The organism is Paenibacillus sp. IHBB 10380, assembly GCF_000949425.1.
GTDB lineage: Bacteria > Bacillota > Bacilli > Paenibacillales > Paenibacillaceae > Paenibacillus_AQ.
The window spans coordinates 2,471,507-2,493,112 of record NZ_CP010976.1 but is presented as its reverse complement, the minus strand read 5'-3'; the positions used below and the strand labels follow the sequence as shown (position 1 = coordinate 2,493,112).

Sequence of the window (21,606 nt, the reverse complement as noted above, 5' to 3'; positions counted from 1 at the left end):
ATAATTGATATAGGATTGTGCTTGGCAAGGGGTGATATATATGGCTAAGGCTAAGGTAGCAAAAAGGCCCACGCGTGACGAGTTTGAACTTGAAGAATTAGGAAATCAACTAGTAGATGCAAAAAATGAGGATAGTGAGATACTGTTAACGGTCTGGGGACGTTCTGAACAAGTGCGAGGAGTGATTGTGAATATGGATTCTCGTACAAGATTGGTCCATGTTCAAGATGCTGAAGTACTCAATAAAGTCCCATTTATGGATATCATGAGAGTTGATTATCCTAGAGATTAAATATGATCTGTAAGAAACTTCGAGAACTATTCTCGAGGTTTTTTACTATTTCACAATAATATTTCTATTTAATCTGGCTCAACACCGTATCGAGTTGATAAGTGATCGCTACGCGGATGGATTGTCCTTCCGATCGCTGTTGCCCCCAAATTTTTTGAATTTACCGCTCTTTGCGGTAAAAATTCAGGGACAAAGGCGAACGCTACGCTTCTCCACGACAATTCCATCCTCTCCGCTAGGATCAGCATAAAATTCTATTTTCAGCAAGCGCTGATTATGAATTTGAACCTTTAATCTCACACATTAAATCGGTAAATGTGGAAATAGCAGGATTTATAGGATCGATATTGAATTTTATGTTAGATGATATTACGAAGTGAGTTTATAAAAAACCAGGAGGTGAAGTATGCCAAGACATATTTTATTGGCTGACGGAAGATCAATAGAAGTTGAATGCTTAAGTTGCGCTTTAACAAGTGGATTAATCACACCAACGGGCGGAACGATTTATGAAAGCACTAATTTTCATGCTCATCAAGATGTTGCTTACCCTATTAAAGGTTTAGTGATTCTAGCTTCGAAAAGACATTTTTACAGCATGGATGAGTTAACGAATGAAGAACAAATTGAATATATTTCATTAATACATAAGATAAGGAAAGAACAAAGAAAATTATTGGGAATTGACAAGGTGTATTACTTTTATAATGAAGACACGACACATCATTTTCATTTATGGATGGTTCCAAGATATGAATGGATGTATCAGTTTGGTAATTCAGTTGAATCATTAAGACCTGTTTTGTTACATGCAAGAAATAACATGAATGACGAAGAGAATATGAAAAGAGTGATTGAAGGAATTGAAATATTAAGAAATGGTTTAAGGGATTTTTCAAGTAAATCAAGGTAACTTCATCTAACACAATACTCGTGCTGCGGGCCATATGGCCCTTGATCTGCCAGAGGAGTTTTTTGAGGAAGTGATTCAGGTAGATACATCCATTTACCTAGAAGTCTTTCTTTTAACGAAGAGTATAACGGATATGCGAGAATGCGCTTGGGGTCTTATCCATGCCGATTTACAATTAGGAAATGTGATTATCAGTAATGGTCGCCCAAGTTTAATCGATTTTAGTTTATCTGGTTATGGTTATTATTTATTCGATTTAGGTAGTGCTTCTTCCATTCTTCCAAGTGAGTTGAGAAGAACATTTTTAAATGGTTATTCGTCAAAAAGTTCTATTACTCTCGATGATTTAAGATACATTGAAGGATTAATATTTATGGACATATTTGTTAGTTACGTTTTTTTTATTCGTGACTCTAATAGAAATGGTTGGATTAAAACCAATGCAGATGAAATTTGCGATACCTTATGTAGGGATTTTATTCAGGGCAAAGCTGTCTATTATTCACTCTAAGCGAGCAAAAGTATAAACTATAGGTAATGATTGTTTGACATTCAATCGGCTAAGATAGACGACCCGGTACTACATGCCTTAAAGCCGATTGGACGTCAGGAATTCGCAACGTTATCGGAAAGAGTTATTATGAAATGGACTCATCATATCATCTGAATTTTTTAAAATCAGGAGGAGAACTATGGAAAGAAAGGGGATCAAGACTCAGGTAGCTTCAAGCAATCCGATACACTTTAAAACCTTGCAGAAGGAATTGAAATACAATATTAAATACGAAAAAAGTCTTTCTTTATGGAATGTCCCTTATACGACATTCTATGTTCCTACACGATTTGGAAAAACTCATGTCATTTCTTGTGGTCCAGATGATGGTGAACCACTTATTCTTTTGCATGCCATGGGATTTAGTTCAACGATCTGGTTCCCCAATATCCAACACCTAGCAAAAAAATACAAAGTCTAGGCAATTGATTTTATTGGTGATTTGAATAAGAGTATACCGAGCATATTACCCGTGAATAGGGTAGAATGCGGGGAATGGTTAGACGAAGTGTTGAATAGATTGGAAATTGATGCGTGTTGTATCGGTGGAATTTCTTATGGAGGGTTTCTGGGTATAAATTACGCTATTTATGCGACTCATAAAGTTAAAAAATTGTTTTTACTTAGTCCTGCCTCTTCATTTGTGCCATTGTATAAACAATTCATTTATCGAATTATTGCGATGTCTGCAATTCCAATGAAATGGAACGTGTGCCACTTTATAAAGTGGCTATCCAAACATCAACTAAACAAAGCGTTGGTAGACCAATTTCATGCTGCATTTAGATATGGTTCTCTTTCATTGAAAGTTCCACCAGATGTTTACAGTGACGATGAGCTTAAGAGACTCACTATGCCTGTCCTCCTCCTCCTCGGGGATCAGGAAGTCATTAGTGACGCCAATTTGGCATCTTATCGCGCAACTCAATTATGCAAGAATATACATGCAGAGATTATTCCTGGAACAGGTCATCTACTTAATCTAGAAGATCCACAATATGTAAACATGAAAATTAATGAATTCTTGTGTAATGAGCACCTCTAAATGCGTGATGATATGATATTGAAGAAATTTCTATTTGGATAATTGTCGTAGAGGAAGCTGGTTTGGTAGTTGATTCGAGGTAAATAAAGGAGAAATTAGCATGGGCATAAAGCTTGGATTAAAAATTGGTGAAGGTGGCTGCTCAGAAGTTTTTGAGCTTGAGGATAGCAGCAAGCTTATCAAACTAGCAAAAGCTAATACAGACTATGATGCTATGAGTAGAGAGTACCAAAATAATGTTATTGCATGGGAAAAGGGGCTTTCAGTAGCCAGGCCATATGAGTTATTGGAAATTGATGGTCGACCGGGAATAGTTTTTGAACGGATTCATGGAGAAACACTAATGGAAAGATTTCTGACACAAGCACTGAATCAAATGACTAGTACTTCAGATATTAATGGGGAAGATATCCGTTTAACTGCTCGTATTCTAAGTGAAATACACAATGTATCAGATGCCAGACTATCATCATCTCAAAGAGAAAATATAACATACTCGATACATAGTGTTGGATATTTAACATTGCTTGAGAAAGAGTCAATTATCTCCATACTTGAATCTCTACCTTCCAAACAAGTGCTATGCCATGGAGATCCCAATCCAGGGAATTTCATGAAAAGTAGCGACGGCAAGGCTGTAGCAATAGATTGGATGAATGCTTCAATTGGTAATCCTGAAGCAGACTTAGCTGAATATATAATTATGATAAGATATGCGATATTGCCATCTCATTTCCCAAGTAGAGTCACGGAATTCTTTGATTCAATAAGAGAATCAATTATCAACATTTTTATGGATGAATACACCGAACTAACAGGTATTTCTTATAATGAAGTTTATCCATGGTTTATACCTGTTGCAGCAAGGAAATTATCAGCTGATGCAATATCTGAAGATGAGAAGAATTTATTAATTCAAGAGATTAGAAGAAATCTGACTGCTGAAAAAAGTAGGGAGGATTTGAATGAGTCCAGTATCAATTGAATTAGAAACTATATCTTTTCAATTACAAAAAGAACATAGGTTTTTGATTGGCTAGAAGAATTGGGAACCGTTTTTACAGTCTTGGGAGACTCTGGGGATCTTCGAAGTTTATGTCTCCTGAGGAATTTGAATATGGTGCGGAAATTGATAGTAAAACTAATGTATTCAATATGGGAGAGCCGCAGCTTTTGCTTTAGTTGGTGGAGAAATGGATAGATCTTTCACAAAGTGGGAGGCGGGACATGAGTTGTACAATGTAGCAGCAAAAGCTATCGACCCAAACAGAAACAATAGATTTTCTTCGTTATCCAAATTTTATGCAGCTTGGAAGTACGCCCAATCGTAGAACAAAGTCAAATAAAGGAGGAAATCTAAGATGTATTCTCATAGAAGTCTTAGTAATGATAGATTGGAACCAACAGTTGTCATAGATACAAATATACAGACGTTATGCAATACCGACAGAAGCCTATCATGAAGGGAGATAAATAAACTTGAAAAACGGAACAGTAATTTTCCTGAACGGCACCTCAAGTGCAGGGAAAACAAGCATTTCTTATGAGCTAATGCAAATACTCGATGAAGATTTCATTTACCTATCTGTCGATAACGCAATTGCTGGCGTAAATGATATGTTGATGGGTATGTTTGGCGAACACGTATCTAGAGAAGAAATACGAACTATTGAAAATGAAGAAATGATAGAAACACCAGTAATATCACTTTTTCATCATTATATTGCGGCTTTTTCTATGATTGGAAAGAATATAATAGTTGATCATGTACTGATTGAGCCAAGATGGCTAAAGGAATGTATTAAATTATTTAATAATACACAAACATTCTATATTGGGGTCCATTGTCCACTTGATGAACTCGAACGAAGAGAACGAGACAGAAGAGACAGGCCAATAGGGTTAGCCAAAGCACAATTTGAAATCGTACATAAATATAGCAAATATGATCTCGAAATAAATACGAATAATAACTCAATAACTGAATGTGCAAATATGATTAAAGAATTTATAATAACCAATAAACCTAGAGCACTTAAAGAAAATAAGGATTTATGAGTAGGCTTAAGCCGATGAGGGTTTGGGAATACACAAACGTTATCAGAAATGGATGAAAATATAAATACAAGGAGAATGAACATGAGTGTAATAATAACTGAAATCAATAAAGAACAAAAAGAGATTTTTTTCAATCTTTACAATCTCTATCTGTATGGAGTTGTCTGAATACACTGATGAAGATACTAAGGATGATGGGAAATTTGATCCGACCAATACTTACTTGTATCTTGATCGAGAAGAGTTACATCCGTATTTCATCAAATATAATAATAAGATAGTAGGATTTATCCTGGTGTGCTCTCCACCTTTTGTAGTAGAAGGGGTAGATTACGCCATACAAGAGTTGTTTATGTTGAAGAAGTATAGAAGAAAGAGTATGGCATTCGAAGCGGTAGCTATGATTTTAAATCTTTTTCCAGGTAGATATAAGATTGAACAATTAGAAAACAATATTGTCGCAGTTCAATTTTGGAAGAGATTTTACAAAAAACGAAATATTGATTACATTGAGGAGAAAGACAACATTGAGATAGACGGATTACTCGGATCTCATCAAGTGTTGTCTCAGACGTTTCTTGTACCAAGAAAATCATGAGTGTCATTCGATGAGGGCATTCCCATTTGATAACAAGTGTTCATGCATCGCCCGCTACGCCGTCATTCGGTTGCCGAGGTAATTCTGAGAAGCCAATTCAGGTAACACATCCATTCACTTAAGCGCATCGGGCCGGTCATGATCGCGCTAGACTCACGACCTGTGCAGCTTAAGGTGCATGGACGTCGTGAACACGGAAACGTTAGACGAAATTTGCGTAGTGATAAAGACAATTGTGAGGGGGATATTCATGGAAATTTTGTACAATGATTTCTTAATATCAGATGATAAAGACAAAATCAACAGACAATGTGTACTGGATTACTTAGCTCAAAGCTATTGGGCAAACAGGAGACCACCTGAACGGATATTGAAATCTATCGAATCTTCTCATTGTTATGGCGTTTATTATAATAATAACCAAATTGGTTTTTGCAAGGATCGTCACAGATGGAGTAACCATGTTTTACTTATGTGATGTATTTGTGTTGAAAGAATATCAGGGGCAAGGTATTGGAAAGAAATTAGTTGAAGTTATTATTAATTCTGAAGAATATGAATGGATGACAGGTATTTTAGCGACATTAGATGCTCATGGATTGTATGAACAATATGGGTTTGAAAGAGAATCAGAACGATTAATGGGAAGACTGCCTCAGGGAAGAAAAATATAGTGGAAGTAGCTCTCTATTTAAAGATAAGGATAATAGACGTCGTGAATACATTAAACGTTGTATGAAATGCGCTAAACCCTGAATTTCGCTATTCTTGGGTTGTATCTAATAAATGTAATTTGAGTTAGTATCTGTAAATAGTGTTTAAGCTCCAAATAGGAGGATTTATGAAATTTATTATAATATTTGGACCACAGGCCGTTGGTAAAATGACAGTTGGACATGAACTAGAAAAAATAACGAAATTGAAGCTTTTTCATAATCATATGACTATTGAATTGGTTTCTCCCTCTTTTAGCTATAGCACTGAAGCGGGAAAAAGATTAGTTAATTTATTTCGTCAGGAAATATTTGAAGAAGTATCAAAAAGTGATCTATACGGATTGATTTTTACTTATGTATGGGCGTTTGATTTGCAAACTGACTGGGATTATATTAATAAAATTAGTGATTTATTTGAATCAAAAGGTGGAGTTGTTTATTTTGTTGAACTTGAAGCAGCTGTAGAAGAAAGACTTGAGCGTAACAAAAGTCCCCACAGATTAAACCATAAACCAACAAAACGAAATATTGAGTGGTCAGAAGAGGATTTAAGAAGCACGATGGAAAAATACAGATTAAACTCTATGGATGGTGAAATCAAAAAAGAAAATTATATTAAAATCAATAATACAGGTGTGAGTCCAATAGAAGTCGCAAATATTATTAAGGAAAAGTTTCAATTATAGTGGAGTATGGCACGGATAGCTAGGATTTATGCTACGGGCTAATGCCTTGGGTCATTTTGAACCGATTCCCAGTCCTTCGTTTGAAGAGCGAATAAATATCATTAATCAGATTCCTGATATTACAATGACTCTTATCGTGAAGATTTATGGGCAGAACTAAGCGACTATATGGATGTTCCTATTGAAACCTCACTTTTACTTCTTGAAACACTCCACATAGAAGATTGCTTCATTCGAGGAAGAGTAATCAGAGACTTAACCCTGCGAGACTAACTGGCAGAGCCAGTTTTCTCTTAGGTCACTTGAACCTTTCGTGTTCATGAATGCAAATACGTAATACGAAAGAACCAAAGAGCTTGAATAAGGACCTAGGAGATCAAAATATGATTAAATATCAATTAATTTTAGATATTGCAGGCGTAATAATAACAAATATTTCTCCTTTATTTTGGAATGAGCTTGCAGAATCAGCATTCGTTTCAAGTGAGAACTTGAAAACTCAATTCAAACAAGAAATACGAAAATTGCTTTGGACAGGTAAGATAAGCGAAGAAGATTTTTGGGAATGGATCAGTAAGCAATGCCCATTGATTGAAATACATAATGCACAAACTATCCTGGTTAAGCACCTAAAGAGATTACCTGCGTTCAACTATGTTCCTAACTGGAGTCAAGTAGCGGATATCCATTTACTCAGTAATCATCGTATAGATAGTTCGATTGGATATTGCAAACCTGATCCTGAGAGTTATGAAATCGTTAAATCAAGATTAAAAACCGATTTACAAGTAATTTTTGTAGATGACCAAGAGAAGAATATGAAACCTGCGAAAGATCTATTATGGAATACTCTCATTGCTGATAAGAATGGCAATTGGATAAAACGATTAGAGAATATATTATACAAGAACTGAAGATTTGTAAGTGGATTCGAGGAAGACCATCATTCGTATAACAACACATTAGCACTTCTTGTAAATTAAGACCGCGATAGTTGCACAGCTCGTTCAGCTCAGTCTAAAGTGGATGATGTCGTGAAAGCAGAAACGTTATATGAAATGTGGTGAAACCATACCAATATTAAAAGGAGTCATATGAAAATTGGTTTAGTAAGGCATTTTTCGAGTAGACAACTATTGATCGACAACATCATTAGTTTAGTTGAAGAAAACGATGTGATTTTGTTTAAGGGTTCAAGAGGAATGAAATTAGAGGATATTGTTAAGAAACTTATTTAGGGAATATCAGAATGGTTCCGAGATAATCATTTACACCAAAATAATCATAAAAAAAACACGCCGAGGTTATAGTTTTGATGAAATCAACGGAGGTTAGTATGAATAATCGAATACATATATTTGGTGCCTCTGGTTCAGGAACAACGACACTAGGAAGAGGATTATCTTTATCTCTCCCTCATGTACTTTTTGATGGTGATGATTATTTTTGGATAGAGAAATTTGAGAAACAGAGAGAACCACAAGAAAGGGTTCATCTTTTAAAAGAAGACCTTGTAAATTATAAAGAATGGATACTTTCTGGAGCGGTTTGTGGTTGGGGAGATGAATTAAAGGCTTTCTTTGATTTAGTTGTTTTTCTATATGTCCCTCAAGATATAAGAGAGAAAAGATTAAAGGAAAGGGAATTTCTAAGATACGGAGATGAAATATTACCTGGTGGAACGATGTACGAAAAATCGAAGGAATTTATAGAGTGGGCCTTACTTTATGATAAAGCTGGCTTGGAAGTTAGAAGCCGATCTTTACATGAACATTGGATGTCAGGGTTATCATGTCCGATTTTGAGAATTGAGGGAGATCACTCTGTCAAAGAAAGAGTGGAAATTGTAATAGGTTATTTGAATTCAATAATACCCTGAAATAGCGAGGTTATTAGGACAATACGAAATTCATGCTTTTGGGCTTTCTCCTCTTGGTTATCAGATGTATAATCATGGAAGAAGATCAGACAACAAATGGCCTAGCCTAAGATAAGAGCTATCTAAAGCTGGATCATTTCGTGAATTCACAAGATTATGCGAAAGGGTGAGGCTAGTGTTAAACATCTTAGAAACCACAAGACTCTTAGTTAAGCAGTATACAATGAACGACTTTGAGCCATTAAATTCTATTTTATCTGATCCTATTACAATGTCATTTTGGCCTTCTCCGTTTAAGGTTGATCAAACGGAACAATGGTTAAAACGAAATATCGAATCTTACAATAATAATGGATATGGCAGATGGGGATTAGAATTAAAAGATACCGGTGACTTGATTGGTGATGTAGGGATAGTAAAAACTGAAATAGATGGACAACCCGAATATGACTTAGGGTATATTATTTACTCTGAATATTGGAAGCAAGGATTTGCCTTTGAAGCAGCTCAAGCATGCTTGCAATACGGACTACATGATCTAAAACTTAGACGGATATGTGTAAATATGCCAAGTGATCATGTTGCTTCTATGAGAGTTGCTGAGAAACTAGGTATGATACTAGAAAAGCAATTTATTAATCAAAGAAATAGAAACATATTAACCAATCTTTTTTATAAGAGTGATTCATGAAGAATGCACGTAATTAATTTAGAAGAGATGCGATACCCTAACGGAGGTCATTGAATGAATAAAGGTCACTTCATAATCACTGGAACATCAAGAGGTATCGGTGAACAATTAGCCAGAATGCTCCTTGATAATGGAAATTGTGTACATGGTATTTCACGTGGTGATTCAAATATTTTAGATAATTACAAAAATTACACCCATCATCATTTTGATTTGAGTAATATACTGGGAATCGAACCATTACTGAAAGAGATTTTCAGTCAAATTAATTTAAATGCTTCGGAAATGATTTGCCTTATTAATAATGCTGCCATGATCGAACCTTTAAAAACCATAGACAATTGTAATGCCGAAGAAATTAATAAGAACATACAAATAAGTCTAATTGCTCCGATGGTTTTGACTTCTTACTTTATAAATCAAATGGATGACGTTCCAATAAGGAAAAAGATTATAAATATATCTTCAGGTTCTGGGTCATATCCAGCACCCGCGATGAGCGTGTATTGTACTGCTAAAGCTGGAATAAATATGTTTACTCAATGTATCGGGGCTGAGCAATCGAAGCGACAATATCCAATAGAGATAATTGCTGTAGATCCAGGTATGGTTGAAACGGAATTGCAGCAAGTCGTGAGAGGAAAGGATGATCAAGATTTTGAAATGGCTAAATTGTTTAAACAGGCACATCAAACAGGACAGTTACAATCAACTGAAGAGCTTGGGAAACACTTAATAAATATTATTGATAAGAAGATTGAACCTGGAAAGCTCGTTAAGTACTTTGAGGGCTAATTGTAAGTTTAGTTGAAGAAGTGTGATAGGTCCGCTAATCATAAATGTTAAAAATAACCTGAAATCAAGATGGGAGCATATTATAATGATACTTGAAGTAGCGATATTGCATATTAAACCTGAATTAACTCATCATTTTGAGTCAACATTTCAAGAAGCATCAAAGATTATTTCAAACATGAAGGGCTATATAAACCATGAATTGCAGAAGTGTTTAGAAGAGGATAATAAATACATAGTACTGGTAAGATGGGAAACCCTCGAAGACCATGTAAAGGGATTTAGAGGATCGGATGAGTATAAGGAATGGAAGGCATTATTACATCATTTTTATGAGCCATTTCCGATAGTGGAGCATTATATAAATATAAAATAGAGGAGGAATCTACCGCATCGGTCGGTCCTCTAGACCTTAAGATGGGTGGGGTGGTTAGATGAATCTTGCTTAGGAAATTCAGAGATGAGGTCAGCAAGTGAAGAAACATATCGTTTTCGACTTTGATGGAACACTTGTAGATTCCGCTGAAGTGATTGTTAAGGTATATAACGAGTTAGCTGCTAAATACAAACTTAAGAAGCTAGATCGGAAAGAGTACCAAGTTATAATGAGTCTCCCATTGAGAAAAAGACTTAAGGCTCTTGAAGCTTCAATATTCAGGGTCTTTGTGATAGGAAAGATAGGTCACGAGTTTAAAGACAGATACAAATTTTATCTGGAATCGGTTAATTTTTTTGATGGAATAATAGATGTTGTACGTGAATTGAAGAATAAGGGTTACATTCTATCCATTATTACTTCAAACTCAGAATTAAATATCAATGAGTACTTGAACCACCAAAAAATCAACTTATTTAGTCATATAACATCATCAAAGGGGCTATTTGGCAAAGACCAAGCGATTAAGAACTATATGAGGGAGCACAAAATATCTAATAAAGAACTCATTTATATAGGAGATGAGGTAAGGGATATAAAGGCCTGCAAGCGAAATAATGTTGAAGTCATTGCTGTCTCATGGGGTCTTTATAATAAAGAAATACTATTCTCTGAAAAACCAAACTATTTAATAGAAGATCCAAGAGAAATAATAGGCATTGTCAAAAAATAAGTAGCAACTTTAAAGAGTGGAGATTCTGGATCCAATAATTAAAATTGAAAAACTAAGGAGTACATTATGGAATGTCTTGGATGTAGAATTGCAAATCATAATGAACCTGAAGTGAACGTTGTATTCGAAGATGATCATATTACTTGTGTACTTGATATTGCACCATTCAACGAGGGACACATATTGATTTTACCAAAAGAACATTTTCATGATTTAGAGGAGTTGAAGCAGGATACTCTTACTGCAATAATGGGTGGTGCAATTCGTATGACCAATATCATTAAAAAGATATATAAACCAGATGGGATATCAATTTGTCAGAATGGTGGTATTTTTAATGACTTAACCCATTTTCATATGCATGTAATACCTCGGTATAAGGGAGATGGTTTTACATGGTCCGAACCACTGATTGAACATAGAGCAGAAACAAGATTAAAGGAAACCAGAAGTAAATTTAACGGAGAGATTGTTAAGCTAACTCAAAGATATTTCTAGTAGTTTTGAGGAGGAAACGAATTCATGCCATTGCCTATGGTTCATTTAAATGTGGCTGTTGGTTTTATAGGAAAATTAGGAATAAAAACTGAGAAGGATACATTTTTCCTAGGGAATATTGCTCCAGATTCTATACATATGAGAGATGGTTCCACTAGGGAGGATAAGAACAAAACCCATTTTTCTCCGGGAGTTGATGGGAATTATCTAGCGAGGTTAGGACCACTCTATTCCAGTTATATTAATCAAAGTTCAGATACGAAATGGAGATGGTTTGTACGGGGATATTTTATGCATTTGTTAACTGATTATTACTGGTTTCAAGAACTGCACCCTAAATTTGTTGAGTCTAATGAATTACTGAACCGAACACCTGAAGAGATTAGAACTTTATACTACAAAGAGACAGACCAAATTGACTTTAATCTCTATAAACATAAAATGTGGAGTTCTGAAGTATGGGAGCTATTAGCAGAATCTAGAAGTTTTTCTTTTGGAGAATTATTGACCTCAGAGGAAGTCATTCAGTGGCGGGATAGGACATTTTTATTTTTCAATGACCCCTCCAAAGAACCGGGGATTATACCAGAATATATTACAGATAAAATAGTGGCTGATTTTGTTGAAGAGACCATTGGTCGTTTAAAATTACAATTTGAAGAATGGGAATGTGGGCTTATCGATGAGGCTAGTAACATCAGCTAACTGATGAATGTGAAAAGACATAGGTAGACTAAAAATCTGCTTGTGTCTTTTTGCTATCTATTCAAATTGAAACGAATAAGGGGTATTGTAAATTTAGTTTTTTCATTATTTTCAGGCTCTATTTTTGTTATCATATTAGTCTAATGATATAATCAGTTATCTATTATTGATATGGAGGAATTATCGTGAAGACGGACAATCACAATATGCAGGAAAATGATCTTCCAATTGGCTTGGCGAAGCCAGCGTTACGAGCGCTAGCTAATTCGGATCTTAGGACATTAGAACAGATCTCAAAGCTCAGTGAGTCTGAACTGATGAATTTGCATGGTATAGGGCCTAACGCAGTTGAACAACTACGCTCAGCTCTCGAGATGAAAGGTCTCAAGTTCTCAAACCAATAAAGGTCACCTAAAGTGATAAAATAATTATTATTGACCTGAAAGGCATATTAGCTTCCAGATTTTTTGGAAATATTAGAAAAATATAAGTCTTCACTATACTTTCATTTATACGAGAAACGGTTACCGCCCCTTATAGGACTGTAACCGTTTCTTCTTGTGCAAACCGACTAACTCATGTACTGAACGGCGGTTTCTGAGTTTTCTTGGCTAATCTTCTTACGAAATTGATTGGGTGAAATATTCTTGTATTGTTTAAATTGCTGAATGAAATAGCTTGAATTGGAGAATCCGACTTCCAAAGCAATCTCCGTCATACTTGAGTCGGTCGTTAGCAGTAACTTTTCAGCTTCTGTAATCCGAATGTAGTTCAAGTAGTTCGTAAATGTCTTGCCCATAATTGCTTTGAACTTTCGTGAAAAGTAACTGTAACTTAGGTTACACATACGTGCTGCAGTGTCAGCATTGATGTCTTCCATATAATGATCATCGATATATTCGAAAACTTTTTGCAACATTTGAAAATCAATTTCTTTCAGTGAATGCGCAATATCCCAATTCGGATGCTGGTCCTGCGACTTCCTTAAAAACCACAGAAATACTCTACATATTAACGTCCTAACAGCTAGTTCAAACCCATAGTTTCGCGAAGTGAACTCTTCATAAATTTCTGTAACCAAAGAAGGGATGGGAGTATCTATAATTTCCTGTTCGGTGAAAACCCGTTGATTGGTTGATTTCGCCATGGTGAAGGGTAATACATATTTCGATTCGAAAATGGTTCTTGAAGTGGAGTATAGAATCTCCGGATCAAACTTGATCACGACATAAGAGACCTCTTCCACGTCCATGGAAAAAATAGAATGCGTCTCATGAGAATGAATAAGGATAAGATCCCCCTTGCTGAGGAGATGGCATTCTCCACCGAGGTATACTTTGGCCTGTCCAGATAAGAAATAGAGAATTTCGATATAAATATGCCAATGAGCATTTACGACCCAGCGGCTTCCAACACTCGAATGAACCATGCATTCATAAGGATAATGGATTGATCCCATAGGGGATCGGTTGGATTCAAAGTAGGCTTCCGTCATTACATCACTCTCCGAATGACAAATATTTAATATTTTTCAATAGCTTCATTGTATTACTTTTACACTAACTTTGGTAACTTTATTTGTAACAAGAAAGGAGTGCAAAGACATGGGAAAGATTGCATTGCAGCTATATTCAATTAAAGAATTAACGAACGTAGATTTTTTTGGCACACTGGAAAAGGTAGCTAGAATCGGTTACGACGGTGTAGAATTCGCTGGATATTTCGGTACTTCTGCTAAGGATTTGAGAAAAACATTGGATGATTTGGGACTACAGGCTGCTGGCAGTCACATTGGCATTACTGAGCTTGAAGAGAATTTAGATCAAACGATAGAGTATTCGCTTGAGGTTCATAGTCCGTATATCATTTGTCCAGGTCTACCAGAAGAGATGCGTGATAGTGCTGACGCTTATAAGCGGACGGCTGAACGGTTTAATCGCATTGGTGAACGATGCAAAGAGAATGGAATCAGATTTGGTTACCATAATCATGATATTGAATTTCAGAAATTCGAGGGGCAATATGGGCTCGATCTACTGATGAATCATACACAAGCAGATCATTTGTTTGTGGAGTTGGATACTTACTGGGTAGAACATGCGGGTCTTCACTCTACAGACTTTATTCATCAATACAAGGAACGTTGTAAGATCCTGCACATTAAAGATATGAAGAGTGAAGAGGACAAGAAGAATATAGAGATTGGCTCAGGGATTATGGACTTCAATAAGATTACTGCCGCAGCGAAGCAATACAACGTGGATTGGTACACGGTAGAACAAGAAGAGTATGATCTTCCACAGCTTGAGAGTATTGAGATGAGCTTACAATATTTAAGAGGAATTCTATAACATATCAAAGGGGAAAGTCACATGACACAGAATGCTGAAAGAATACTAAAAGTAGGAATCATCGGTTGTGGGGGGATTGCTAATGGTAAACATATCCCTAATTTAATTACACAGTCCAATGTGGAACTGGTTGCCCTTTGCGATATTATTGAGAATCGTGCAGTAGAAACGGCCAAGAAATTTGACCTTGAGAACGTAACCATATATACGGACTACAAAGAGTTATTGAAGGATACAAGTATCGATGTGATCCATGTCTGCACACCGAACAAATCACATTCCTTCATTACTATTGATGCATTAGAAGCAGGAAAGCATGTTCTGTGTGAAAAACCAATGGCTAAGACGGCTGCCGAAGCCAGATTAATGCTTGAAGCTGCTAAGAGAACGGGCAAAAAACTGTCTATCGGTTACGATAACCGCTATCGTCCAGACTCCCTGCTACTTAAAAAGGTATGTGAAAAAGGAGAATTAGGCGAAATTTATTTCGCTAAAGCACATGCGATTCGTAGACGTGCTGTGCCAACATGGGGCGTATTCTTAAATGAAGATGAGCAGGGCGGAGGACCATTGATCGATATTGGAACCCATGCGCTAGATCTGACTTTATGGTTAATGGACAATTACAAAGTGAAGAGTGTTAAAGGCAATGTGTATCACAAATTGGGTAGCAAGAAAGATTCATCAAATGCCTTTGGACCGTGGGACCCAGAACTATTTACAGTAGAGGACTCTGCTTTCGGATTTATTACAATGGAAAATGGTGCGACAGTTACGTTGGAAGCAAGCTGGGCGCTGAATACATTAGATGTAGGCGAAGCACAGGCTACGCTATGTGGTACCGAAGGTGGTGCAGACATGAAAGACGGTCTGCGGATAAATGGAGATGAGATGGGTCATTTATTTACTAAGAAGCCGGAATTGGGTACAGATGGAGTTGCTTATTTTGATGGGAAATCCGAGAGCCAAGCGGGTAGAGAATGCAGATTGTGGATCGAAAGTATCATCAATGACACAGAACCACTCGTGAAACCGGAGCAGGCGCTAGTTGTTACTGAAATACTTGAGGCGATTTACGAATCGGCACGGACTGGAAAAACCGTATATTTTGATAAATAGTTTAACCTGAAGATAGAATCCGAACAGATTACAGTTCGGATTCTTCGGCGACCTGGGTAGAGTATGATTTGGAATAGTCTTCATATTAAATGTAAAGGTGGACTGAATATGATAAGAATCGGAAAAATAAGTTATTGGCATGTACATGCGTGGGATTACACTAAGCAAGCTCAAGAGCATCCGGAGGCAGAAATCGTTGCGGTCTGGGATGAAGATCCGACGCGTGGGAAAGAAGCAGCAGATAAACAAGGGGTGCCCTTTTTCGATTCATTAGATGAGATGCTAAAGTGTGATGATATCGATGCTGTAATTGTGGATGCGCCTACATCCATGCACAAGGAGGTAATGATTAAAGCAGCTGAAGCGGGGAAACATATTTTTACGGAAAAAGTCATTGCCCCAACGCTGAGTGAAGTCACAGAAATCATAAAATCGATTGATAATAATAAAGTGAAATTGACGGTTTCCCTTCCAAGATTAAATGACGGATACACACTTGCGATTCAGGATGTATTGAAGCAAGGACTTCTTGGAGAGGTGACCTATGTTCGTGTTCGTTTATCTCATAATGGTGCCACAGCAGGCTGGTTGCCGGAGCACTTTTACCATTTAGAAGAATGTCTTGGTGGAGCGCTAATTGATCTTGGATGTCACCCCATGTATCTAACACGTTTGTTTTTAGAACAGGAACCGATTGAGGTCAATGCACAATTGGGCTATATCACGGGAAAAGAAGTGGAAGATAATGCTGTAGCCATGCTATCAACCGCTTCTGGTGCTATCGGCGTGGTGGAAGCGGGATTCGTAAATAACTTCTCTCCGTTTACGATAGAAGTTCATGGTACGGATGGAACCCTTCTGTTCGGAACACCTGATGACAAGCTGCTCATTCGGACTTCCCAAAGAGAGGAATATAAGAATGATTGGGTGGAAATCCCTGTACCTGACAATCGCGTGAGTGCTTTCGAGCAGTGGATTACCCACATTCAGCAGGATACATCGGCAGATGAGAACATTGCATGTGCGATCGAGCTAACGAAGCTAATGGAAGCGTCTAATATTTCAGCTCGTGAACATCGTGCAGTTCGTTTGGACGAATTGAAATCATAAATTCAGTTGATTCAAAAAATGGGTCGCATTCCCAAGATTACTGGGAATGCGACCTTTATTTATTGCATGGTCCATTTGGTGGCTTTAACAACTGCAGCATCTGCATTCTTCAGATCCGTCTCACCCGAGTTCAGGAGAGAACTCCACTGCTTCACACGGTTTTTGCCATTGGGCGGCTGATTGTATTCATTGGTGTCTACGATCAAGGTACGTTTGGCATAGAAATTGGTCATGAAGGTTTTTTCGTTGGTGCTGTTTCCAGACCGGGAGAGTATGCCTTCGAGACTATTAGAATCACCAGATGCTCCATGATTTAGCGCTGCATCGACGAAAGATCCGATAGTCAGAGCCGAATTGAATCCGCGATTTTTCGCTTGTTGCACACTGTATTTGATATATACGTTATAGAAAGTGCGCCACATCGCTTCTCTCCATACTGCATTATTTTGGAGTGCATTGATTTTTTTGACAAAAACACTGTTGCTATCGGTAATTTTCAAAATCTTACCATTCATCGTTCCTTTAATACCGGCACGTGTCAATCCACCTTGGATCGATGGGTTGCTAGCTCCACTGGCAGCATCAAATTCTTTGAATAATGCTGGGCCATCAGGGCCAGTGTCGTTAGAACCGCCTGTAGTAGCCCCAAATATACCGATGGTATATCCGCGATCATCATCAATATCCTCAGCATATCCATAGTACTTTGTCCAATCGAGGGAATCTTGCTCTGGTTTGTTGATGAGCTTCATAATGTTATTCCACTGTTCGCCATTAAGACCCGTATTGGTCTTCAGGAACTGGAGCGTCACTGGAGAGAAATTAGCGTCATGATCAATGGCTGTTATGGCTTCTTGGCTGAACACATCTTCGTCTATCGTAGATAATGAATCTGTGTTTACCTCATTTGAATCATCATATAACTCACTTGGATCGATATATTCCTCCGTAGGAGCAATATTCTCATCAGCAAAAGCCTTCGTTTGAATAGGGCTGGACATAGCAGAAAATGAAGCAATAACGATAAAACAAAGCATGATAACAAAAAACTTTACTCTATTTGTAGCGGGTTTAGTACTTGTCTTATACATATAATTCCTCCAATAATAATGTGATAGTTGAGCATATAATTAGTATTCTACGTATTCGCCAGTAATTTAAGCGCTTTAACTTTAGGGGTGAAAACAATAAAGGTTATAAGCTAAATATATTCCTCCCTTCTAATTATGAAATTTAAGCGCTTATACTTTTAGGCTAAAAGATGTGCTGCATATAGAAAAAATGATTCTGTGCCATTAGCAACACCGAAGTCACTTTTAACCCCTCTTGGATTAACATCCATCACCATATTATTTAGCAAGAGTATACTTAAGAAGATTTTTATTAAACAGGGCTTAAATAACTAAGTTATTAAAATTATGATGCATATTAGTGAAAAATAGTCCAAATTGATCCATTTTATCTAAAATAATTCCGTTGGGCTCAGAAATATACATGAAATATTTTTCGTCTCGTATACTTAGTTACATAAAATATACGTATTTGAGGAGGATTGATTTAAATGTTGAGGTTCATTAAACGGAATATAGGTAAGGCATTGGTTGTGACCCTGATTTCATCGCTCATAATGATAACTCCTACCTCGGCGCTGGCCACAACGATAACAACACTTAATCCATCAGACGATTCCTACGTACAACAAAACAGCCCTGCTTCAAACTTTGGAACAACTGCATCTCTTTTTGTCAAAAATGACCCCATAAGTTCACGCGCTACTTTCCTTAAATTCAATCTTGCAGGAATCCCTGGGATTACCAATGCCAAATTAAGGGTTTATGGAAGTGCTTCATGGAATACGGTCCTTTCGGCATATGAGACAACGGATAACTGGACACAATCATCTATAACCTGGAATAACAAGCCTACAGCTGGTGTTTCAGTTGGAAGCATATCTATGAATAACTCGAACAATTACTATGAAATGGATGTTACTTCTTATGTGATAACGGAATCTGGGGGAGATGTTACTGCCTCCTTCGTGCTACAAGAGAGTGCTGGTAAATATACGACGTTAAACAGTAAAGAGAATGTTGCGAATAAACCTCAGCTTGTTATCATAAGCAGTGGTGATGCTGGAGGAGATAAGCAGGCGCCAACTGTACCAACAAATTTGAACGGATCAGCAGCATCTAGCAGCCAAATCGACTTGAGTTGGAACGCTTCCTCCGATAACGTAGGGGTAACAAGTTATGAGGTATACCGGAATGGGACTTGGGTCAAAAGTGTACCGGGCTCCTCCACGAGTGATACAGGCTTAGCTGCTTCCACGACATATAGCTACTCTATTAAAGCAAAAGACGCCGCGGGCAATGTCTCAGTACAAAGCAGTACGACCACGGTTACAACGAAAGCAGACATCACGCCGCCGGTAGGATGCAATCAAGCACTGGATACGACATCCGCCATTCAAAATGCACTGAAAACAGCCACACCTGGCTCGGTCATTTCCATTGCTCCAGGAATTTACACAGGAAATCGCTCAACAAGTGGAGACCCCGGTGGTCAAGGACTCTTTTATTCTGATAAGAATGGGACTTCATCGAGCCCTATCATTCTAACCAGTTGTGATCCGACCCATCCAGCTATCCTAAAAGGAGTAAATGTGAATAATGGTTCTTATGGTTTACATCTGACGGGCGACCATTGGAAAATTAGTCATATCGAAATTACGAACGCGCAAAAAGGAATCATTATCGATAACGGAAATAGCAATCTTGTAAACAACGTCAAAGTCCACAATATTGGAGATGAAGGTGTTCATTTCCGTGATGGCAGTTCCTATAATACACTTGAATATTCAACGATTTACGACACGGGTAAATATCAAGCAGGCTACGGCGAGGGTGCTTACGTTGGATCGGATTCCAGCTCAAATTATGAGCATATTGTAACGGGTAATGTGATTAGACACACCCTGTTTGATGGTGGCATTACAGCTGAACACATTGATGTGAAAGAAGGAGCGAGTGGCACCATTATCGAATACTGTACGTTCAACGGAACTGGAATTAGCGGCGAGAACAGCGCGGATAGCTTCGTGGATGTAAAGGGGGCGAACACGATCATTCGTTACAATCAGGGTTACCGAAATGGAAATGTGAACATTGTGGATGCTTTTCAGGTTCGAACACATGGTACCGCTTATGTAACAGGAAAGAACAATACCTTCGATCACAACACGGTGAACTTGGATAATTCAGCAGGTTACGTTGTCTTTGCAACAAGTGCCACAACAGGAACGACAGCACAGAATGATAGTCGCATAGGTGGCGGGCGTTTATATAGCAGTAATGTAAATTAACTATTAATCTGATCTCTAAATGCCAAGATAATGATATTATGCGCGAGCCAGATACCCTCGGTGAAGGAATTTCTGGCTCGTATTCGTCATGATCATATAACCACTTCACATGATTTGCGGAACTTCAGGGCAGAGAGACCAACAACGCTTTTGAACGTTCGCCCGAAATGGGTTAAATTCTCAAAGCCGACGCGTTCAGCGATTTCTGAAACCGGTAATTTAGACTCCTTCAAGAAGTAGCAAGCCTGTTTGACTCGAACGTTATTGACATACTCGATTAGGGTAAAGCCTGTGGATTCTTTGAAGGTTCGGCTTAGATGAGAGGGGCTCATGTAGAATCGTCTGGAAATATCATCTAAGGTCAGGCGCTGATCATAATGATGATTTATGTAATGGACAACCTGAGAGATATGTTGATGAAACCGATTTGACGAGAGATAGTGTTGTTGGCAGCCGCTGTTTATTTTACGATGTATGAAAATTAACAGTTCCGCTAATAGGATTTTGAGGTAAAGGCTTGATTCAGACAATCCGTTCGCTTGCTCAGCGATCATTTTCTCAAAGATTTCTTCGATAAAACCCTGTTCCGGGCCTCTTAGCCGGATCGTACCTGAACCAGATTGAAAAGGGGTCAACGGATGGAAAGAGGATTCCTCGGCTAACAATCCGCATAGGTACTCTTCCTTGAACAGCAGAGTAACTCTTTCGAAAGTTGAGCCATTCGGATTGATCAACTTATGCATATCGTTCATTCTAATGAGCAGCAAAGAACCACTTACGACTTGATAGGATTGATTGCCGATAAAATAATACAGATCACCCGAGATCAAGTAGAGAATTTCATAAGCGTCATGATAATGTACCGAAGGAATGCTTGAGTGCGATTTGCTCTCTCGGCTGATGTAGAAGGGAGCGGATCGATAGAAACGGATCATGAGCACCTCCAGAAAGTCCTACTATGTAATCGTGACCTTATTGTAACCGATGCTAATCGAAATGTTAATCATAAAATTAAACCGCTTATACTTTGACTGTTTTATTATAATAAAAATAATAGCAATAAACGTAGAAAATCATTAATTTTGAAAAGAATAATACGAGAACCATAGAGCAAACAACGATATATT

General features: G+C 37.5%; 26 protein-coding genes and 1 pseudogene. 24 read left to right on the top strand and 3 right to left on the bottom strand.

Going from position 1 to position 21,606, the window contains the following annotated elements:
• Window positions 1-40 precede the first annotated feature (40 nt).
• The 20 genes and pseudogenes from UB51_RS10760 (at window position 41) to UB51_RS10670 (ending at window position 12,942) form a co-directional block, all read left to right on the top strand.
• Window positions 41-292: a YolD-like family protein gene (locus tag UB51_RS10760; protein ID WP_044877294.1), complete on the top strand. Its 252-nt coding sequence runs from the start codon at window positions 41-43 to the stop codon at window positions 290-292.
• A 406-nt stretch (window positions 293-698) separates the two neighbouring features.
• Window positions 699-1,205 carry an HIT family protein gene (locus UB51_RS10755; protein WP_044877293.1) on the top strand — a complete coding sequence of 169 codons (507 nt, stop codon included), beginning with the start codon at window positions 699-701 and terminating at the stop codon, window positions 1,203-1,205.
• A 70-nt stretch (window positions 1,206-1,275) separates the two neighbouring features.
• The gene (locus UB51_RS10750; protein WP_044877292.1) at window positions 1,276-1,716 is read left to right on the top strand and encodes a phosphotransferase; all 441 of its coding nucleotides are present in this window, start codon (window positions 1,276-1,278) and stop codon (window positions 1,714-1,716) included.
• Between the two features lie 181 nt (window positions 1,717-1,897).
• Entirely contained in the window at window positions 1,898-2,179 is a 282-nt protein-coding gene (locus UB51_RS10745; RefSeq protein ID WP_044877291.1) for an alpha/beta fold hydrolase, read from the top strand.
• A gap of 87 nt (window positions 2,180-2,266) precedes the next feature.
• Window positions 2,267-2,803, top strand: coding sequence for an alpha/beta fold hydrolase (locus tag UB51_RS10740; RefSeq protein WP_160297254.1), 537 nt, complete (start codon window positions 2,267-2,269; stop codon window positions 2,801-2,803).
• Between the two features lie 100 nt (window positions 2,804-2,903).
• The gene (locus UB51_RS10735) at window positions 2,904-3,788 is read left to right on the top strand and encodes a phosphotransferase family protein (protein WP_044877289.1); all 885 of its coding nucleotides are present in this window, start codon (window positions 2,904-2,906) and stop codon (window positions 3,786-3,788) included.
• Window positions 3,789-3,868: 80 nt separating this feature from the next.
• A pseudogene (locus UB51_RS28950) lies at window positions 3,869-4,134 on the top strand (serine/threonine protein kinase); the annotation flags it as partial.
• Between the two features lie 148 nt (window positions 4,135-4,282).
• Window positions 4,283-4,861: a phosphotransferase-like protein gene (locus UB51_RS10730; RefSeq protein ID WP_044877288.1), complete on the top strand. Its 579-nt coding sequence runs from the start codon at window positions 4,283-4,285 to the stop codon at window positions 4,859-4,861.
• A 160-nt stretch (window positions 4,862-5,021) separates the two neighbouring features.
• On the top strand, window positions 5,022-5,459 hold the full coding sequence (locus UB51_RS10725) for a GNAT family N-acetyltransferase (protein ID WP_234405605.1): 438 nt from the start codon (window positions 5,022-5,024) through the stop codon (window positions 5,457-5,459).
• A 461-nt stretch (window positions 5,460-5,920) separates the two neighbouring features.
• On the top strand, window positions 5,921-6,133 hold the full coding sequence (locus UB51_RS29435; protein ID WP_324607764.1) for a GNAT family N-acetyltransferase: 213 nt from the start codon (window positions 5,921-5,923) through the stop codon (window positions 6,131-6,133).
• A gap of 167 nt (window positions 6,134-6,300) precedes the next feature.
• Window positions 6,301-6,861, top strand: a complete 561-nt coding sequence (locus UB51_RS10715) for a DEAD/DEAH box helicase family protein (protein ID WP_044877287.1) — start codon at window positions 6,301-6,303, stop codon at window positions 6,859-6,861.
• A gap of 383 nt (window positions 6,862-7,244) precedes the next feature.
• Complete coding sequence (locus tag UB51_RS10710) at window positions 7,245-7,775, top strand: HAD-IA family hydrolase (RefSeq protein ID WP_044877286.1); 531 nt, start codon at window positions 7,245-7,247, stop codon at window positions 7,773-7,775.
• Between the two features lie 422 nt (window positions 7,776-8,197).
• Complete coding sequence (locus UB51_RS10705) at window positions 8,198-8,740, top strand: ATP-binding protein (RefSeq protein WP_044877285.1); 543 nt, start codon at window positions 8,198-8,200, stop codon at window positions 8,738-8,740.
• Window positions 8,741-8,915: 175 nt separating this feature from the next.
• Window positions 8,916-9,431, top strand: coding sequence for a GNAT family N-acetyltransferase (locus UB51_RS10700; protein WP_234405604.1), 516 nt, complete (start codon window positions 8,916-8,918; stop codon window positions 9,429-9,431).
• 54 nt (window positions 9,432-9,485) lie between these two features.
• Window positions 9,486-10,226: an SDR family NAD(P)-dependent oxidoreductase gene (locus UB51_RS10695; RefSeq protein WP_044877284.1), complete on the top strand. Its 741-nt coding sequence runs from the start codon at window positions 9,486-9,488 to the stop codon at window positions 10,224-10,226.
• 85 nt (window positions 10,227-10,311) lie between these two features.
• Window positions 10,312-10,602, top strand: coding sequence for an antibiotic biosynthesis monooxygenase family protein (locus tag UB51_RS10690; RefSeq protein WP_044877283.1), 291 nt, complete (start codon window positions 10,312-10,314; stop codon window positions 10,600-10,602).
• A 97-nt stretch (window positions 10,603-10,699) separates the two neighbouring features.
• Complete coding sequence (locus tag UB51_RS10685) at window positions 10,700-11,335, top strand: HAD-IA family hydrolase (protein ID WP_044877282.1); 636 nt, start codon at window positions 10,700-10,702, stop codon at window positions 11,333-11,335.
• A 66-nt stretch (window positions 11,336-11,401) separates the two neighbouring features.
• Window positions 11,402-11,833, top strand: a complete 432-nt coding sequence (locus tag UB51_RS10680) for an HIT family protein (protein ID WP_044877281.1) — start codon at window positions 11,402-11,404, stop codon at window positions 11,831-11,833.
• 24 nt (window positions 11,834-11,857) lie between these two features.
• Entirely contained in the window at window positions 11,858-12,538 is a 681-nt protein-coding gene (locus tag UB51_RS10675; RefSeq protein WP_044877280.1) for a zinc dependent phospholipase C family protein, read from the top strand.
• Between the two features lie 185 nt (window positions 12,539-12,723).
• On the top strand, window positions 12,724-12,942 hold the full coding sequence (locus UB51_RS10670) for a helix-hairpin-helix domain-containing protein (RefSeq protein ID WP_234405603.1): 219 nt from the start codon (window positions 12,724-12,726) through the stop codon (window positions 12,940-12,942).
• Window positions 12,943-13,109: 167 nt separating this feature from the next.
• Here UB51_RS10670 and UB51_RS10665 read toward each other — a convergent pair whose 3' ends face one another.
• Complete coding sequence (locus tag UB51_RS10665) at window positions 13,110-14,033, bottom strand: helix-turn-helix domain-containing protein (RefSeq protein ID WP_052675860.1); 924 nt, start codon at window positions 14,031-14,033, stop codon at window positions 13,110-13,112.
• Between the two features lie 109 nt (window positions 14,034-14,142).
• Here UB51_RS10665 and UB51_RS10660 point away from each other — a divergent pair, with 109 nt between their 5' ends.
• The 3 genes from UB51_RS10660 to UB51_RS10650 all read left to right on the top strand — a co-directional run bounded on the left by UB51_RS10660 (window position 14,143) and on the right by UB51_RS10650 (window position 17,118).
• Window positions 14,143-14,889, top strand: a complete 747-nt coding sequence (locus tag UB51_RS10660; protein ID WP_044877279.1) for a sugar phosphate isomerase/epimerase family protein — start codon at window positions 14,143-14,145, stop codon at window positions 14,887-14,889.
• Window positions 14,890-14,910: 21 nt separating this feature from the next.
• Window positions 14,911-16,008 carry a Gfo/Idh/MocA family protein gene (locus UB51_RS10655; protein WP_044877278.1) on the top strand — a complete coding sequence of 366 codons (1,098 nt, stop codon included), beginning with the start codon at window positions 14,911-14,913 and terminating at the stop codon, window positions 16,006-16,008.
• 108 nt (window positions 16,009-16,116) lie between these two features.
• Window positions 16,117-17,118 (top strand): Gfo/Idh/MocA family protein, encoded by a 1,002-nt coding sequence (locus UB51_RS10650; RefSeq protein WP_044877277.1) that lies wholly within the window; start codon window positions 16,117-16,119, stop codon window positions 17,116-17,118.
• A gap of 59 nt (window positions 17,119-17,177) precedes the next feature.
• Here the strand turns inward: UB51_RS10650 and UB51_RS10645 are convergent, their stop codons facing one another.
• Complete coding sequence (locus UB51_RS10645; protein ID WP_082063102.1) at window positions 17,178-18,209, bottom strand: chitosanase; 1,032 nt, start codon at window positions 18,207-18,209, stop codon at window positions 17,178-17,180.
• A gap of 470 nt (window positions 18,210-18,679) precedes the next feature.
• On the opposite strand from UB51_RS10645, the gene UB51_RS10640 reads away from it, so the two are divergent.
• Window positions 18,680-20,479 (top strand): CBM96 family carbohydrate-binding protein, encoded by a 1,800-nt coding sequence (locus UB51_RS10640; protein ID WP_052675859.1) that lies wholly within the window; start codon window positions 18,680-18,682, stop codon window positions 20,477-20,479.
• 92 nt (window positions 20,480-20,571) lie between these two features.
• Here the strand turns inward: UB51_RS10640 and UB51_RS10635 are convergent, their stop codons facing one another.
• A complete protein-coding gene (locus tag UB51_RS10635; protein WP_044877276.1) occupies window positions 20,572-21,414 on the bottom strand; it encodes an AraC family transcriptional regulator in 843 nt (280 codons plus the stop codon).
• Between the last annotated feature and the right edge of the window lie 192 nt (window positions 21,415-21,606).

Coding starts and splice junctions, on each gene's coding strand:
- UB51_RS10760 (WP_044877294.1), top strand. CDS start 41: ATGGCTAAGGCTAAGGTAGCAAAAAGGCCCACGCGTGACGAGTTTGAA.
- UB51_RS10755 (WP_044877293.1), top strand. CDS start 699: ATGCCAAGACATATTTTATTGGCTGACGGAAGATCAATAGAAGTTGAA.
- UB51_RS10745 (WP_044877291.1), top strand. CDS start 1,898: ATGGAAAGAAAGGGGATCAAGACTCAGGTAGCTTCAAGCAATCCGATA.
- UB51_RS10735 (WP_044877289.1), top strand. CDS start 2,904: ATGGGCATAAAGCTTGGATTAAAAATTGGTGAAGGTGGCTGCTCAGAA.
- UB51_RS29435 (WP_324607764.1), top strand. CDS start 5,921: ATGTTTTACTTATGTGATGTATTTGTGTTGAAAGAATATCAGGGGCAA.
- UB51_RS10715 (WP_044877287.1), top strand. CDS start 6,301: ATGAAATTTATTATAATATTTGGACCACAGGCCGTTGGTAAAATGACA.
- UB51_RS10710 (WP_044877286.1), top strand. CDS start 7,245: ATGATTAAATATCAATTAATTTTAGATATTGCAGGCGTAATAATAACA.
- UB51_RS10705 (WP_044877285.1), top strand. CDS start 8,198: ATGAATAATCGAATACATATATTTGGTGCCTCTGGTTCAGGAACAACG.
- UB51_RS10695 (WP_044877284.1), top strand. CDS start 9,486: ATGAATAAAGGTCACTTCATAATCACTGGAACATCAAGAGGTATCGGT.
- UB51_RS10690 (WP_044877283.1), top strand. CDS start 10,312: ATGATACTTGAAGTAGCGATATTGCATATTAAACCTGAATTAACTCAT.
- UB51_RS10680 (WP_044877281.1), top strand. CDS start 11,402: ATGGAATGTCTTGGATGTAGAATTGCAAATCATAATGAACCTGAAGTG.
- UB51_RS10675 (WP_044877280.1), top strand. CDS start 11,858: ATGCCATTGCCTATGGTTCATTTAAATGTGGCTGTTGGTTTTATAGGA.
- UB51_RS10665 (WP_052675860.1), bottom strand. CDS start 14,033: ATGACGGAAGCCTACTTTGAATCCAACCGATCCCCTATGGGATCAATC.
- UB51_RS10660 (WP_044877279.1), top strand. CDS start 14,143: ATGGGAAAGATTGCATTGCAGCTATATTCAATTAAAGAATTAACGAAC.
- UB51_RS10655 (WP_044877278.1), top strand. CDS start 14,911: ATGACACAGAATGCTGAAAGAATACTAAAAGTAGGAATCATCGGTTGT.
- UB51_RS10650 (WP_044877277.1), top strand. CDS start 16,117: ATGATAAGAATCGGAAAAATAAGTTATTGGCATGTACATGCGTGGGAT.
- UB51_RS10645 (WP_082063102.1), bottom strand. CDS start 18,209: ATGTATAAGACAAGTACTAAACCCGCTACAAATAGAGTAAAGTTTTTT.
- UB51_RS10640 (WP_052675859.1), top strand. CDS start 18,680: ATGTTGAGGTTCATTAAACGGAATATAGGTAAGGCATTGGTTGTGACC.
- UB51_RS10635 (WP_044877276.1), bottom strand. CDS start 21,414: ATGATCCGTTTCTATCGATCCGCTCCCTTCTACATCAGCCGAGAGAGC.